The sequence below is a fragment of the Actinomadura citrea genome (assembly GCF_013409045.1).
GTDB lineage: Bacteria > Actinomycetota > Actinomycetes > Streptosporangiales > Streptosporangiaceae > Spirillospora > Spirillospora citrea.
In genome coordinates, this window is the sequence record NZ_JACCBT010000001.1 from 4,843,793 (window position 1) to 4,858,101 (window position 14,309).

Annotated in this window: 12 protein-coding genes; 3 read left to right on the plus strand and 9 right to left on the minus strand. The window is 71.8% G+C overall.

Going from position 1 to position 14,309, the window contains the following annotated elements; genetic code table 11:
* Nucleotides 1-33: 33 nt before the first annotated feature.
* From BJ999_RS22710 to BJ999_RS22750, 9 genes are all read right to left on the minus strand, one after another.
* Nucleotides 34-966, minus strand: coding sequence for an FKBP-type peptidyl-prolyl cis-trans isomerase (locus BJ999_RS22710; RefSeq protein ID WP_179835159.1), 933 nt, complete (start codon nt 964-966; stop codon nt 34-36).
* A gap of 133 nt (nt 967-1,099) precedes the next feature.
* Nucleotides 1,100-2,458, minus strand: a complete 1,359-nt coding sequence (gene pafA, locus BJ999_RS22715; protein ID WP_179835160.1) for a Pup--protein ligase — start codon at nt 2,456-2,458, stop codon at nt 1,100-1,102.
* A gap of 194 nt (nt 2,459-2,652) precedes the next feature.
* Nucleotides 2,653-3,429 carry a proteasome subunit alpha gene (gene prcA / locus BJ999_RS22720; RefSeq protein ID WP_179838743.1) on the minus strand — a complete coding sequence of 259 codons (777 nt, stop codon included), beginning with the start codon at nt 3,427-3,429 and terminating at the stop codon, nt 2,653-2,655.
* Nucleotides 3,430-3,450: 21 nt separating this feature from the next.
* Nucleotides 3,451-4,296, minus strand: a complete 846-nt coding sequence (gene prcB, locus BJ999_RS22725; protein WP_179835161.1) for a proteasome subunit beta — start codon at nt 4,294-4,296, stop codon at nt 3,451-3,453.
* A gap of 280 nt (nt 4,297-4,576) precedes the next feature.
* Complete coding sequence (locus BJ999_RS22730; RefSeq protein ID WP_021593619.1) at nt 4,577-4,786, minus strand: ubiquitin-like protein Pup; 210 nt, start codon at nt 4,784-4,786, stop codon at nt 4,577-4,579.
* A 275-nt stretch (nt 4,787-5,061) separates the two neighbouring features.
* Nucleotides 5,062-6,579: a depupylase/deamidase Dop gene (gene dop, locus BJ999_RS22735; protein WP_218935179.1), complete on the minus strand. Its 1,518-nt coding sequence runs from the start codon at nt 6,577-6,579 to the stop codon at nt 5,062-5,064.
* Nucleotides 6,580-6,709: 130 nt separating this feature from the next.
* Nucleotides 6,710-8,473: a proteasome ATPase gene (gene arc / locus BJ999_RS22740; RefSeq protein WP_179835162.1), complete on the minus strand. Its 1,764-nt coding sequence runs from the start codon at nt 8,471-8,473 to the stop codon at nt 6,710-6,712.
* A gap of 245 nt (nt 8,474-8,718) precedes the next feature.
* The gene (locus BJ999_RS22745) at nt 8,719-9,657 is read right to left on the minus strand and encodes a tRNA (adenine-N1)-methyltransferase (RefSeq protein ID WP_179835163.1); all 939 of its coding nucleotides are present in this window, start codon (nt 9,655-9,657) and stop codon (nt 8,719-8,721) included.
* 63 nt (nt 9,658-9,720) lie between these two features.
* On the minus strand, nt 9,721-10,902 hold the full coding sequence (locus BJ999_RS22750) for a site-2 protease family protein (protein WP_229810315.1): 1,182 nt from the start codon (nt 10,900-10,902) through the stop codon (nt 9,721-9,723).
* A 101-nt stretch (nt 10,903-11,003) separates the two neighbouring features.
* On the opposite strand from BJ999_RS22750, the gene BJ999_RS22755 reads away from it, so the two are divergent.
* The 3 genes from BJ999_RS22755 to BJ999_RS22765 all read left to right on the plus strand — a co-directional run bounded on the left by BJ999_RS22755 (nt 11,004) and on the right by BJ999_RS22765 (nt 14,119).
* A complete protein-coding gene (locus BJ999_RS22755) occupies nt 11,004-12,008 on the plus strand; it encodes a RecB family exonuclease (protein ID WP_179835164.1) in 1,005 nt (334 codons plus the stop codon).
* A 96-nt stretch (nt 12,009-12,104) separates the two neighbouring features.
* Complete coding sequence (locus BJ999_RS22760; RefSeq protein WP_179835165.1) at nt 12,105-13,328, plus strand: sensor histidine kinase; 1,224 nt, start codon at nt 12,105-12,107, stop codon at nt 13,326-13,328.
* A gap of 110 nt (nt 13,329-13,438) precedes the next feature.
* Nucleotides 13,439-14,119 carry a response regulator gene (locus BJ999_RS22765; protein ID WP_179835166.1) on the plus strand — a complete coding sequence of 227 codons (681 nt, stop codon included), beginning with the start codon at nt 13,439-13,441 and terminating at the stop codon, nt 14,117-14,119.
* The last annotated feature ends 190 nt before the right edge of the window (nt 14,120-14,309 follow it).

A 14,309-nucleotide genomic window follows, 5' to 3' on the forward strand; every position in this document is an offset into this window, starting at 1 on the left:
AGAACGACGGGAACTCGACTTAGAGCGCGCGGCTCAGTGCGCGCCCAGCAGGTCCACGACGAACACCAGCGTGTCGTTGCCCTTGATGCCGAACTGCGCCAGCCCCTTCGCCCCGTACCCGAGGGCCGGCGGCACCACCAGCAGCACGCGGCCGCCCACCCGCTGGCCCACCAGGCCCTGGTCCCAGCCCTTCATGACCTGGCCGGTCCCGATCATCGCCCCGAACGGGTGACCCTCCGACCAGGAGGAGTTGAACATCTTCCCGTCGCGCCAGAAGTACCCGCCGTACTGCAGCGCCACCAGCTGGCCCTTGCGCACGGCCGGGCCGTTCCCCTTGACCAGGGTCCGGACCTGAAGGCCCTTCGGCGGGGCCGAGCGCGGCATCGTCACCGCCGGCGCCTGCCCCGCCGCCGCGTCCGCCACCTTCGGCAGCCCCGGCTCGTCCAGCGGCGCCTGCCGCGCGCCGTGCGGGCCCGCCGTCCGCGGGTACACCGCCCGGACGTCCAGGACGTACACCAGCGTGTCGTCGCCGCCCACCTGGTGCTTCGGGTCGCCCTCGTCGCCGAAGCCGTCCTTGGGCGGGATCCGGGTCACCACCCGCGATCCCGGCCGCACCCCCTCGAACGCCTTGGTGAGGCCGGGCACCAGCCGGCCGGTGGGGAACGCGCCCGGCTCGCCCTTGGAGTAGCTGCTGGCCAGCAGCTTGCGCCCGCCCTTGTTCCACCGGTAGCCGACGTAGTCGGCCACGACGAGGTCGCCCTTGCGCGCCGCCGTTCCCCCGCCCTTCCTGACGGTCTTCACCGCGAAGGAGTCGCCGGGCGCCCCCTTGGGGAACTTCACCTGCGGCAGCTTCCCGAAGTCCCCGCTCACCTCGACGTCCACGCCGCCGCCCGAGCAGGCGGCGGACAGCACGAGCGGCAGGGCGAGCACGACGGCCGCGGGGAGGAACCGAACACGACGGCGCATACGGGGGTCCTTCGGGGGTGGTGAGCGCTACTGCGCGCTCACCCTACCGCCCAGGTGACCTGCCGGTAACCTGCCGTGCGCGTGTCGTCCCGCGCGGTCCGGGACGCGCCCCCGGGACCGCCGTGCGCCGCGCCTACATGCCGGCGATGAGCTTGTCGACGCGCTCGTCCACGGAGCGGAACGGGTCCTTGCACAGCACCGTGCGCTGCGCCTGGTCGTTCAGCTTCAGATGGACCCAGTCCACCGTGAAGTCGCGCCGCTTCTCCTGCGCCTTGCGGATGAACTCGCCCCGCAGCCGCGCCCGCGTCGTCTGCGGCGGCACCGACTTCGCCTCGAAGATGTCGAGGTCGCGCGACACCCGGTCGACGGACGCCCGCTTCTCCAGCAGGTAGTACAGGCCGCGGTCGCGGTGCACGTCGTGGTAGGTGAGGTCGAGCTGGGCCACGCGCGGCGACGACAGCGGCAGGTCGTACTTGCGCCGGTACCGCTCGATCAGCTTGTACTTGATCACCCAGTCGATCTCGCGCGAGACCAGGTCCAGGTCCCCGGTCTCCACCGCGCGCAGCGTCCGCTCCCACAGCTCCAGCACCCGCTTGGCCGTCGCGTCGCCGCCTCGCGCGTCCACGAAGTCGCGCGCCTTGCCGTAGTACTCCTTCTGGATCTCCAGCGAGCTGGCCTCGCGGCCGTTGGCCAGCCGCACCTTCCGGCGGCCCGTCATGTCGTGGCTGACCTCGCGGATCGCCCGGATCGGGTTCTCCAGGGTGAGGTCGCGCATCACCACCCCGGCCTCGATCATCCGCAGCACCAGGTCGGTCGCCCCGACCTTGAGCAGCATCGTCGTCTCGCTCATGTTCGAGTCGCCGACGATCACATGCAGGCGGCGGAACCGCTCGGCGTCCGCGTGCGGCTCGTCACGGGTGTTGATGATCGGACGGGACCGCGTCGTCGCCGACGACACGCCCTCCCAGATGTGCTCCGCCCGCTGCGACACGCAGTACACCGCGCCGCGGGGCGTCTGCAGGACCTTGCCGGCGCCGCAGATGATCTGCCGGGTCACCAGGTACGGGATCAGCACGTCCGCGAGCCGTCCGAACTCGCCGTGCCGCCCCACCAGGTAGTTCTCGTGGCAGCCGTAGGAGTTGCCGGCCGAGTCGGTGTTGTTCTTGAACAGGTAGATGTCGCCGGCGATGCCCTCCTCGCGGAGCCGCCGCTCGGCGTCGACCAGAAGGCCCTCCAGGATCCGCTCGCCCGCCTTGTCATGCGTCACCAGGTCGACGACGCTGTCGCACTCCGGCGTCGCGTATTCCGGATGGCTCCCCACGTCCAGGTAGAGCCGAGCCCCGTTGCGAAGGAACACGTTGCTGCTACGGCCCCACGACACGACCCTGCGGAACAGATAGCGCGCCACCTCGTCCGGTGACAACCGCCGCTGCCCGCGGAAGGTGCAGGTGACGCCGTACTCGTTCTCAAGCCCGAAGATGCGCCTGTCCACACCAAGACCCTATGCGGCGCGGCCGTCACTTGGCAGTCTCTCGACCCACCGTTTCCGGCGAACGCGGCCGCCGCGTCGCAAGGCGCCCGGAACGCCGCGGGCCCGCGGCGGCGGGGACGGTGGTCGCCGTCCCCGCCGCCGCGGGCCCGTTTCGGCAGGCAGGGGCGCCGTCCGGCGGCCCGCCCGCCCGCGCGTCAGTCCTCGTCCGCGCCGGACGAGGAGGCCGTTCCGCCGGTGGTACCGCCGGACCCGGAGTCCTCGTCGCCGGAGGTGACGCCGGACGCGGAGTCCTCCGCGGCGAGCAGGTCCCCGATCCGCGCCGCCGAGAGCCGCTTGAACAGCCGGTGCTCGCGGTTGCGGTCCAGCACCGCGACCTCCAGCGAGGTCGCCTCCAGGTGCCGGTCGGAGTCCTGGGCCTCCAGCGCCCGCACGGCCGTGCGCAGCGCGTCCGCCAGCGAGGAGCCCTCCTGGTAGCCGTCCTTCAGCGACTGCGCCACCGCCTCGGCCTGCCCGCCCATGGCGACGTAGCCGTGCTCGTCGGCGACCGAGCCGTCGAACGTCAGCCGGTAGATCTGGTCGGTGTCGGCGTCGTCGCCCACCTCCGCGACGACCAGCTCAACCTCGTACGGCTTGTTGGTCTCGGTGAAGATCGTCCCGAGCGACTGCGCGTACACGTTCGCCAGGCCCCGCGCCGTCACGTCGCGGCGGTCGTACTGGTAGCCGTTGATGTCGGCGTAGCGGACGCCCCCGAGCCGCAGGTTCTCGAACTCGTTGTACTTCCCCACCGCCGCGAACGCGATCCGGTCGTAGATCTCACTGATCTTGTGCAGCGCTCGCGACGGGTTGTCCGCCACGAACAGGATGCCGTCGTCGTACTGCAGGACCACGACGCTGCGGCCGCGCGCGATGCCCTTGCGCGCGTAGTCCGCCTTGTCCTTCATCTGCTGTTCGGGCGACACGTAGAACGGCATGGACACCGGTCTGGATCCCTTCTATCGCAGCGGGGCGGTCGGGCCGCCCGGCGAGTCGTAACGTGCGTCGACGACGGCCTGCGCCAGCGCGCCCACCTCGTCCTCGCCGAACCGGTGGTACCCGTCCGCCGTCACCGACGCCACCACGGGGAAGATCCGGCGCGTCAGGTCGGGCCCGCCCGTCGCCGAGTCGTCGTCGGCCGCGTCGTACAGCGCCTGGACGCACACCAGCGCGGCGTCCTGCGCCGACAGTTCGGGCCGGTAGAGCTTCTTCAGGGCGCCGCGCGCGAAGACCGACCCCGAGCCGATCGAGTGGAAGTCGCGCTCCTCGTAGCGGCCGCCCGCCGGGTCGTAGGAGAAGATCCGCCCCTCGTTCCGCTCCTCGTCGTAGCCCGCGAACAGCGGCACCACCGCCAGTCCCTGCATCGCCATCGCCAGGTTCTGCCGCACCATCGTCGCCAGGCGGTTCGCCTTGCCCTCGACCGACAGCGTCCGGCCCTCGCGCTTCTCGTAGTGCTCCAGCTCCACCTGGAACAGCCGGACCATCTCGATCCCGATCCCGGCCGTGCCGGCGATCGCGATCGCGGAGAACTCGTCGGCCCGGAAGACCTTCTCGATGTCGCGCTGCGCGATGACGTTGCCCGCCGTCGCCCGCCGGTCGCCCGCCATCACCACCCCGCCGGGGAATCCGACCGCGACGATCGTCGTCCCGTGCGGGATGTCCTCGCCCGCCCGCGAGGACGGCGGCGTCCGCCTGCCGGGCAGCAGCTCCGGCGAGTACGCCCCGAGGAACTCCGTGAACGACGACGTATCCGGGCTCGCGAACAACCCCGGCAGACGTCCGGTGTGCGAATCGTGGGACGCCACGCGACTCCCTTCCCCTCCACCATGGCGCCGGCTTCGACATTCCCACCGGCGCGGACTCTACGACCCTACTGTTCAAGGTCGCCCGCGCGCATGCCGCCCGATCACCGGTCCGATCAGCCCACGGCGAACCCGGCGCGCCCGCGCCCGGCGCGCACGAGCACGGACACGCGAACATGGGCGGGCCGCCGGGCCCACCCATGTCCTCACTACCGTGTCAAGTTGGAGTTCCGCTCCGAAGAAACGGCGATTCGCTATGTGGCCGATCCGCCCGATTCGGGGTTCACTGTCCGCCCTTTTGGATATAGGCGCGGACGAAGTCCTCGGCGTTCTCTTCCAGCACCTCGTCTATTTCGTCCAGGATCGAGTCCACGTCGTCGGTGAGCTTCTCCTGGCGCTCCTGCACGTCCTCGGTGGTCGTGGCCTCGGTCTCCTCGACCTCTTCCGTGCGCCGGGTGGTCTGCTTCTGACCGCCGGTGTCCTTCGTGGCCATTCCGTACCTCCGCTCTGCCGGTGCCTCCGACCCTATCTCCGATCTTCGACGGTGCGCGGAAGTCTCGGGTCCGTTTCGCCGTCTCCGCCCGAGGGCCGGGGGCATGCTCGGGTTATCGCCGGTCCACCGCCCACCGAAACGGGCAAAGCGGCCACGAAACCGGCCCGTTACCCGGCACGGCCGTTCGGTGGCGCCGGCCGTGCTCGGACCGTCCAGCCCTCCAGCGGACGCGCGAGCGGGGCCCTCAGGCGCGTGTGCGGCGCCCTCGGCCCCGTTCAGCCCTGGCCGGTCAGGGTGGCCACGAGGTCCGCGGCGGTGCGGCAGCGGTCCAGGAGGGCGCCCACGTGCTGCTTGGTGCCGCGCAGGGGCTCCAGGGTGGGCACGCGCTGCAGCGACTCCCGGCCGGGGACGTCGAAGATCACCGAATCCCAGGAGGCCGCGGCGACGGACTCGGCGTACTGACGCAGGCAGCGGCCCCGGAAGTAGGCCCGGGTGTCCTCCGGCGGGTCCTCGACGGCGGCCTGGACCTGCGCCTCGGTGACGACCCGGTCGATGCGGCCGCGGTCCACCAGGCGGTTGTAGAGGCCCTTGTCGGGCCGGATGTCGGTGTACTGCAGGTCGACGAGCTGCAGGCGCGGGTGGGACCAGTCGAGGCCGTCGCGGCTGCGGTAGCCCTCCAGCAGAGACAGCTTGGCGACCCAGTCGAGCTCGCGGGACAGCTGCATCGGGTCGTCGCCGAGGCGGTGCAGGACGGACTCCCAGCGGTCGAGGACGTCCTTGGTCATCTCGTCCACGTCCACGCCGAACCGGTCCTCGACGTACTTGCGCGACTGCTCCAGGTACTCCATCTGGAGCTGGACCGCGGTCATCTTCCTGCCGTCGCGCAGCGTGAGCAGGTGCTTGCAGGACGGGTCGTGGGAGACCGCCCGGAGCGCGGCGACGGGCATGTCGACCGAGAGGTCGACGGTGAGGAAGCCGTCCTCGATCATGGCGAGGACGAGCGAGGTGGTGCCGAGCTTGAGGTAGGTGGACAGCTCGGCCATGTTGGCGTCGCCGATGATGACGTGCAGCCGCCGGTACTTCTCGGGGTCGGCGTGGGGCTCGTCGCGGGTGTTGATGATCGGCCGCTTGAGGGTGGTCTCCAGCCCCACCTCGACCTCGAAGAAGTCGGCGCGCTGGCTGATCTGGAAGCCGTCGCCGCGGCCGTCCACGCCGATGCCGACGCGGCCGGCGCCGCAGACGACCTGGCGGGAGACGAAGAACGGGGTGAGGTGCCGGACGATGTCGGCGAAGGGCGTCTCGCGGCGCATGAGGTAGTTCTCATGGCAGCCGTAGGAGGCGCCCTTGTTGTCGGTGTTGTTCTTGTAGAGCTGGATGGGGTGGGTGCCGGGGACGAGCGCGGCGCGCCGCGCGGCGTCGGCCATCACGCGCTCGCCCGCCTTGTCCCAGATGACGGCGTCGAGCGGGTTGGTGCACTCGGGCGCCGAGTACTCGGGGTGGGCGTGGTCGACGTACAGCCGGGCGCCGTTGGTGAGGATGACGTTGGCGAGGCCGAGGTCCTCGTCGGTGAGCTGCGTGGGGTCGGCGACCTCGCGGGCGAGGTCGAAGCCGCGGGCGTCTCGGAGCGGGTTCTCCTCCTCGAAGTCCCAGCGGGCCCTGCGGGCCCGTGCCGCCGACGCCGCCAGGTAGGCGTTGACGACCTGGGAGGAGGTCACCATCGCGTTGGCCCCTGGCTGCCCGGGTACGGAGATGCCGTACTCGGTCTCGATGCCCATCACCCGCCGCACACTCATATCGTCGAGCCTATCGGGGCCGGGAGGGTGGAGTCATGGGGCCCGCTGTTCGCGGCGCCCGTGGCGTGGCACACCCGCACGGCGGCCCCTGGGTGCAGGGACCGCCGCGCGTGTGCGTCAAGGCCGGGGGTTACAGGTACTGGCCGGTGTTGGCGACGGTGTCGATGGAGCGTCCGGCCTCGGAGCCCTTGGTCCCGGAGACGAGCGTGCGGATGTAGACGATCCGCTCGCCCTTCTTGCCGGAGATGCGGGCCCAGTCGTCGGGGTTGGTGGTGTTGGGCAGGTCCTCGTTCTCACTGAACTCGTCGACGCAGGCGGCCAGCAGGTGAGTCACCCGCAGGCCCTTCTGGCCGGTGTCGAGGAACTGCTTGATGGCCATCTTCTTGGCACGGTCGACGATGTTCTGGATCATCGCGCCGGAGTTGAAGTCCTTGAAGAACAGGACTTCCTTGTCCCCGTTGGCGTAGGTGACCTCCAGGAAGCGGTTCTCCTCGCTCTCGGTGTACATGCGCTCGACGGTGCGCTGGATCATCGCCTCGACGGTGGCCTCGGTGGAACCGCCGTGCTCCTTGAGGTCGTCGGGGTGCAGCGGCAGTCCGTGGAGGATGTACTTGGAGAAGATGTCCTTGGCGGCCTCGGCGTCCGGCCGCTCGATCTTGATCTTGACGTCCAGCCGGCCCGGCCGCAGGATCGCGGGGTCGATCATGTCCTCGCGATTGGACGCGCCGATCACGATGACGTTCTCCAGGCCCTCGACGCCGTCGATCTCGCTGAGCAGCTGAGGGACGATGGTGTTCTCGACGTCGGAGGAGACCCCCGAGCCGCGGGTGCGGAAGATGGAGTCCATCTCGTCGAAGAACACGATGACCGGGGTCCCGGCGGACGCCTTCTCGCGGGCCCGCTGGAAGACCAGGCGGATGTGCCGCTCGGTCTCGCCGACGTACTTGTTCAGCAGCTCGGGGCCCTTGATGTTGAGGAAGAAGCTCTTGCCCTCCTGGCCGGTCTTCTCCGCGACCTGCTTGGCGAGCGAGTTCGCGACGGCCTTGGCGATGAGCGTCTTGCCGCAGCCGGGCGGACCGTAGAGCAGCACGCCCTTGGGCGGCCGCAGCTGGTGCTCACGGAACAGGTCGGCGTGCAGGTAGGGCAGCTCCACCGCGTCGCGGATCATCTCGATCTGCGATCCGAGGCCGCCGATCTCGTTGTAGGAGATGTCGGGGACCTCTTCGAGGACGAGCTCCTCGACCTCCGCCTTGTGGATCTTCTCGTAGGCGTAACCGGACCTCGGCTCGAGCATCAGGGAGTCGCCCGCCCGCAGCGGGACGCCGCGCAGCGGCTCGGCGAGCTTGACGACGCGCTCCTCGTCGGCGTGCGCGATGACCAGGGCGCGCTCGCCGTCGTCGAAGAGCTCCTTGAGCATGACGACCTCGCCCTGCTCCTCGAACTTCAGCGCCTCGACGATGTTGAGGGCCTCGTTGAGCATGACCTCCTGGCCGCGCTGAAGTTCGTCGACGTCGACGGCCGGGCTGACGTTGACACGCAGCTTGCGCCCGCCGGTGAAGATGTCGACCGTTCCATCGTCGCGCGCGTCCAGGAAGACACCGAATCCGGAAGGTGGTTGTGCGAGCCTGTCGACCTCCTCCTTGAGCGCCACGATCTGTTCGCGAGCCTCTTTGAGGGTCGCTACGAGACGCTCGTTCTGACCGGTTACGGCGGCCAGGTTGGCCTGTGCCTCATGGAGGCGTTCTTCCAGCACACGTACTTGGCGCGGGGATTCCGCGAGCTTCCGGCGCAGCACGGAGATCTCCTCCTCCAGGAAGGAAATCTGCGTCTGGAGGTCCCTGACCTCCTTTTCGTGCTGCGCCCTGCGCGCCCCAGCATCGTCACGAGCGGCCACGCCCCGCCACCTCCTCACGAAGAGAGCCGACGACCTACTGAGACCCTACCTATCTGGAGGGCTTCCGTAACCTGCCCATTCGGTGTTCGTGTCGTGCGGGGGTCTTCCGGGAGGGTTGGCAGGGGTTCTGTGGGGGTGGCGGGGGTCGGGGGCTTACGACGTCTGGACCTGCGGGTTCGGCATCCCGGGCGTGTCGTGGCACGGCGTTTGCCGAGTCCGGTGGAGGGGCGCCGACGGAATGTGATCTAGGACTCGGCGGGATCCCCGGGCGCGGCGCCGGGCGAGGGCGCGGCGTCGCCGGTCACGGGGTGGGCGCCCTTCGCGGGACGGCGGCGCCGGGCGGGCGGGGCCACTCCGTCGGCGAGGCGCCGCGCGGTGACGAGGAAACCGGTGTGGCCGACCATGCGGTGGTCGGGCCGGACGGCGAGCCCGTCGACGTGCCAGGAGCGCAGCATCGTCTCGAAGGCGTAGGGCTCGGCGAACCGGCCGTGGGAGCGCAGGTCCTCGACGACCCGCGACATCTGGGTGGTGGTGGCGATGTAGGCGCAGACCATGCCCCCGGGGACGAGGGCCTTGGCGACGGCGTCGAGGGTCTCCCAGGGCGCGAGCATGTCCAGCACGACGCGGTCGACGTCGGCCTCGGCGAGGGCGTCCTCCAGGGAGCCGACGGTGAGGCGCCAGGCGGGGTGGGGCCCGCCGAAGAACTTCTCGACGTTGGCGCGGGCGATGTCGGCGAAGTCGGGCCGGCGCTCGTAGGAGGAGACGAGGCCGCGCTCGCCGACGGCGCGCAGCAGGAAGCAGCTGAGGGCCCCGGACCCGGCGCCGGCCTCGACCACGCGGGCGCCGGGGAAGATGTCGGCCATCGCGATGATCTGGGCGGCGTCCTTGGGGTAGACGACGGCGGCGCCGCGCGGCATGCGGAGGGTGAAGTCGGCGAGCAGCGGGCGGAAGGCCAGGTACTCGATGCCGCCGGTGGAGCGGAAGACGCTCCCCTCGGGGCTGCCGATCATGTCGTCGTGGGGGACCGAGCCCTTGTGCGAGTGGTAGACCTTGCCGGGCTGGAGCGTGATGGTGTTGATCCGGCCCTTGGGGTCGGTGAGCTGAACCTGGTCGCCGGGGCGGAACGGGCCGTGGGGGATGCGGCCGGGCGAGGGGGCGGGGCCGTCGGGTCGGGGTTCGCTCATGGAGGTCAAGGCTAGCGGCGGGCGCGGGCAGGTCGGGCCGCGGCGCCGCCCCGCGGGAGCGGGTCAGATGCCGGCGAAGGCGCGGTCGACGTCGGCGACCGCGAGGACGCCGTAGACGCGCCCGTCGGGCTCCACGAGAAGGTACTCCGAGGCGGGCGCGCGGCGCAGTGCCTCGACCAGATCCTCGCCGGACAGGTCGGCGGGCAGGGTGAGGCCGTCGTCGACGCCCCGCGACACGTCGCCCGCGCTGACCCAGGGGCGGCGGTGCTCGGGGGTGGCGGTGACGGCCTTCTCGCTGACGAGGCCGAGGGGCCTTCCGTCGTGGTCGGCGATGACGATGGCGCCGGCCTGGTCCTCGCGGGCGCGGCGGACGGCCTCGGCGAGCGGGACGTCGGCGGTGACGAGGGTGGCGCGGCGGGCGAGGCGGCGCGCGGACAGCAGCGGGATGCGGTCGCGGACGCGCTCGGCGCGGATGGCCTGCGTGGCGCCGACCCAGATGAAGGAGGCGACCAGGGCCGACCACAGCAGGGCGAGCCAGCCGATGCCGCCGCCCTCGCCGGTGTTGTAGGTGGCGAGGTAGGCGCCGGCGACGAGGCAGGCGATGGCGACGCCGCGGCCGACCCAGCCGGCGAAGACGCCGCCGCTGCGGCTGCGTCCGGTGACCTTCCAGACGACGGCGCGCACGAGGCGGCCGCCGTCCAGCGGGAGGCCGGGCAGCAGGTTGAACAGCCCGACCAGGAGGTTGGCGAAGGTGAGGGCCTCGACGAGCAGCAGCGCGACCTCGGGCAGGGGGACGACGGCGTGGACGAGCAGCCCGAGCCCGGCGAGGACGAGGTTCACCAGCGGCCCGGCGAAGGCGATGAGGAACTCGCGGGCGGGGGTGGGGGCCTCGCGCTCGATGGAGGTCTCCCCGCCGAGGATGTGGAGGGTGACGGATCGGACGGGAAGGCCGAAGGCGCGCGCGGTGACGGCGTGGCTCAGTTCGTGGACGAACACCGAGCCGTAGAGCAGGACGGCGTAGGTGAAGGCGACGAGGTAGCTGAGCGGGGGGCTGACGACGTCGTGGACCTGGCCCTCGAACATGACGGTGACGAGGACCGCGACCAGGAACCAGCTGGGCGAGACGTAGACGGGCACGCCGAACAGGCGGCCCATGAGCAGGCCGGGGCGTGCGGGGCGGTCGTCGTCGGGCCCGGGGCCGCCGGCCGGGGTCCTGTCCTCGGTCGGGGGCGCGCTGTGTGTCACGCCCCCGATGCTACGGCCCCGGCGGCGGTACCGGGCCTCCGCCGGGCGCGCGGCGGCGGGTGCGGGATTTCCGTCGGGGGTGTCACCTACGCTGCTGTGCCATGACGACGACCGAGGCGGGCAGCACCGAGGCGGGTGGCATCGGAGCGGGAGGCAGGGCGTCCGTACCGTCCGCGCGCACGGCGGAGGCGGGCGGAGGCGCGGGGGACGCGGCGGTGGTGGTCGGGTCGTTGTCGCCGTCGCGGGCGGGCGATTTCATGACGTGCCCGCTGCTGTACCGGTTCCGGGTGATCGACCGGATCCCGGAGCGGCCAAGCGCCGCGGCCGTGCGGGGGACGCTGGTGCACGCGGTGCTGGAGCGGCTGTTCGACCTGCCGACCGGGGCGCGGACGCCGGCGGCGGCACTGGAGATGCTGGCGCCGGAGTGGGACCGGCTGCTGGAGGCCGAGCCGGAGCTGGCCGAGCTGTTCGAGGACGGCGCCGACGGCGAGGCCGAGCACGCCGAGTGGCTGGCGCAGGCACGGCGGATGGTCGAGCGGTACTTCACCCTGGAGGACCCGCGCCGCCTCGAGCCGGCCGAGCGCGAGCTGTTCGTGGAGACGGTGCTCGACTCGGGGCTGAAGCTGCGCGGGTACATCGACCGCGTCGACGTGGCGCCCAGCGGCGACGTGCGGATCGTGGACTACAAGACCGGGACGGCTCCGCGGGCCGACTTCGAGGCGCGGGCCCTGTTCCAGATGAAGTTCTACGCGCTGGTGCTGTGGCGGCTTCGCGGCCGGGTGCCGCGGCTGCTGCAGCTGATGTACCTGGGCAACGGCGAGATCCTGCGCTACGAGCCGGACGAGGCCGACCTGCGCGCCACGCAGCGCAAGGTGGAGGCGCTGTGGCAGGCGATCCGGCGGGCGATGGAGACCGGCGAGTGGCGGGCGCGCTCGGGGCGGCTGTGCGACTGGTGCGACCACAAGGAGCGCTGCCCGGAGTTCGGCGGCACTCCCCCGCCGCTGCCCGCGGCGCCCGTGAACCGCCCCTCCCCCGCCGACCTGGAGGAGGCCAGACGGGCCGACCCGCGCGCCGGGGCCGGGGCGCGGGAGCACGACGATCTCTAGTAGCGCCCCCGGCGCGGCCGGGTCATCCTTGGGGAGGACCGCGGATCCGCGTTCAGGAGGGCTCGGGACCTGCCGCGGCCTCCTAGGGTGAGTGTCGTGTCACCCCGCATCCGTGGTCTCCAAGCCGTCCGCGCCTGGCTGCACGCGCGCCCGATGGCGGCCGACGCGTTGCTCGCGCTGGGCGTGCTGGCGGTGGGGCTGCCACAGCTGTTCCTGGAGAGGCTGCCCGCCGGCGACGGCTTCGAGCACTTCCGGTCGCCGGACGTCTGGGACGGGCTGCTGGTCACCGCGGTGACGATGGCGCTGACGTGGCGCCGCCGCCATCCGGTGCCGGTGCTGCTGTTCATCATCGGCGGTGAACTGGTGATGACGCTGGCGCACTACCCGCCGTCGGTGCCGGACGTCGTGGCGTTCCTGATCGCCGTCTACAGCGTGGCGGCGCACCGGGGGCTGGCGCAGAGCGCGCTCGGCGGCGCGACGGCGTTCGCCTACTTCCTCACCTCCCTGCTGGTGCTGCCGATATCGGTGGCGCCGGAGGTGCTGTTCACCGACTGCGCGCTGGTGATCGGCGTGTGGGTGCTGGGCCGCAACCTGCGGCTGCGCCGGGCGTACTTCGCCGAGCTGGAGGACCGGGCGGCCCGGCTGGAGCGGGCGCGCGGCACCGACGCGCGGGCCGCCCGCGTGGAGGAGCGGTCCCGGATCGCGCGGGAGCTGCACGACGTCGTGGCGCACCACGTGAGCGTGATGACCGTGCAGGCGGGCGCCGCGCGGCGGATCATCGACCGGGACCCCGGCAGCGCGCGCGAGGCGATGTCGACGATCGAGGAGGTCGGGCGGACCGCGCTGAGCGAGATGCGGCGGATCGTCGGCGTGCTGCGCACGGACCGCGATCCCGAGCGGGCGGGCCGGGAGCTGGCGCCGCAGCCGGGCCTCGGCGACCTCGGCGAGCTGCTGGAGCACGTGCGGGAGACGGGCCTGTCGGTCCAGCTGTGGATGGAGGGCGAGGCGCGGTCGCCGTCCCCCGGCGTGGACGTGGCGGCGTTCCGGCTGATCCAGGAGGCGCTGACGAACACGCTGAAGCACGCGGGGCCGCAGGCGCGGTCCTGGGTGCGGCTGTACTACGGCGCCAGCGACCTGACGGTGGAGATCGAGGACGACGGGCACGGAACGGCGACGTTCATGGCCGACAACGGGGACAATCCGGGGCACGGCCTGGTCGGCATGTACGAGCGGGTCGCGCTGTACGGTGGCGAGTTGAAGATCGGGCCGCGGGTCGGCGGCGGATTCGGCGTGCGGGCCCGGTTCCCGCTGGAGCCGTGAGCCGTGCGAGGCCGTAGGTTGGGGCAGGAGCGCCGCGGACGCGGCGGTCCGGTGAGGGCGAGGAGCGCAACGATGAACGGTCCGGGACGGCGACCGGCGGGGGCTGCCCGATGACCGCGGTGCGGGTGCTGCTCGTCGACGACCAGCCGCTGCTGCGGACGGGTTTCCGGCTCATCCTGGAGGCGGAGGCGGACATCGCCGTCGTCGGGGAGGCCGGGGACGGCGCGGTGGCGGTGGAGCTGACCCGGTCGCTGCTGCCGGACGTGGTGCTGATGGACATCCGGATGCCGGGGGTGGACGGCATCGAGGCGACCCGCCGGATCATCCGTGAGGGCGCGGCCTCGCACGACCCCAGGGTGCTGATCCTGACGACGTTCGACCTGGACGAGTACGTCATCGAGGCGGTCCGGGCGGGCGCCAGCGGGTTCCTGCTCAAGGACTCCCCGCCGGAGGACCTGGTGCAGGCGATCCGCATCGTGGCGGCGGGCGACGCGATCGTGGCGCCGTCGGTGACGCGGCGCCTGCTGGACAAGTTCGCCAGCCGGCTGCCGGCCGTCCGGGACGCCTCGCCCCCGCCCGGGCTGGACACCCTGACCGAGCGCGAGCGCGAGGTGCTGTCGCACGTGGCCCGCGGCCAGTCCAACGCCGAGATCGCGGCGGAGCTCGTGGTGAGCGAGACCACGGTGAAGACGCACGTCGGCAACGTCCTGGCCAAGCTCGGCCTGCGCGACCGCGTGCAGGCCGTGGTGTACGCGTACGAGACGGGGCTGAGCAGGCCCGGCCAGAGCTGACGCGCGGGCCGGGGCGCCGGTTTCAGGGTCGTTCCCTGAGGCACCCCTGGCTTTCGGCGGCGGAGGCCTACTCCGGTAGGACGACGGAGGGCGGGCTTCTCCTGCCGTGGGTGGACGGGCAAGTCCATTCCTGGGGTCCAGGAAACCGCTTTGTTCGACTTCTAGGGTTTTGGGAGTCGGATCGCCGGGG

What these genes read in the sequence shown, in the direction of transcription:
- BJ999_RS22710 (WP_179835159.1), bottom strand. Translation starts at nt 966, where the DNA reads ATGCGCCGTCGTGTTCGGTTCCTCCCCGCGGCCGTCGTGCTCGCCCTG.
- prcA (WP_179838743.1), bottom strand. Translation starts at nt 3,429, where the DNA reads ATGCCGTTCTACGTGTCGCCCGAACAGCAGATGAAGGACAAGGCGGAC.
- BJ999_RS22730 (WP_021593619.1), bottom strand. Translation starts at nt 4,786, where the DNA reads ATGGCCACGAAGGACACCGGCGGTCAGAAGCAGACCACCCGGCGCACG.
- dop (WP_218935179.1), bottom strand. Translation starts at nt 6,579, where the DNA reads ATGAGTGTGCGGCGGGTGATGGGCATCGAGACCGAGTACGGCATCTCC.
- BJ999_RS22745 (WP_179835163.1), bottom strand. Translation starts at nt 9,657, where the DNA reads ATGAGCGAACCCCGACCCGACGGCCCCGCCCCCTCGCCCGGCCGCATC.
- BJ999_RS22755 (WP_179835164.1), top strand. Translation starts at nt 11,004, where the DNA reads ATGACGACGACCGAGGCGGGCAGCACCGAGGCGGGTGGCATCGGAGCG.
- BJ999_RS22765 (WP_179835166.1), top strand. Translation starts at nt 13,439, where the DNA reads ATGACCGCGGTGCGGGTGCTGCTCGTCGACGACCAGCCGCTGCTGCGG.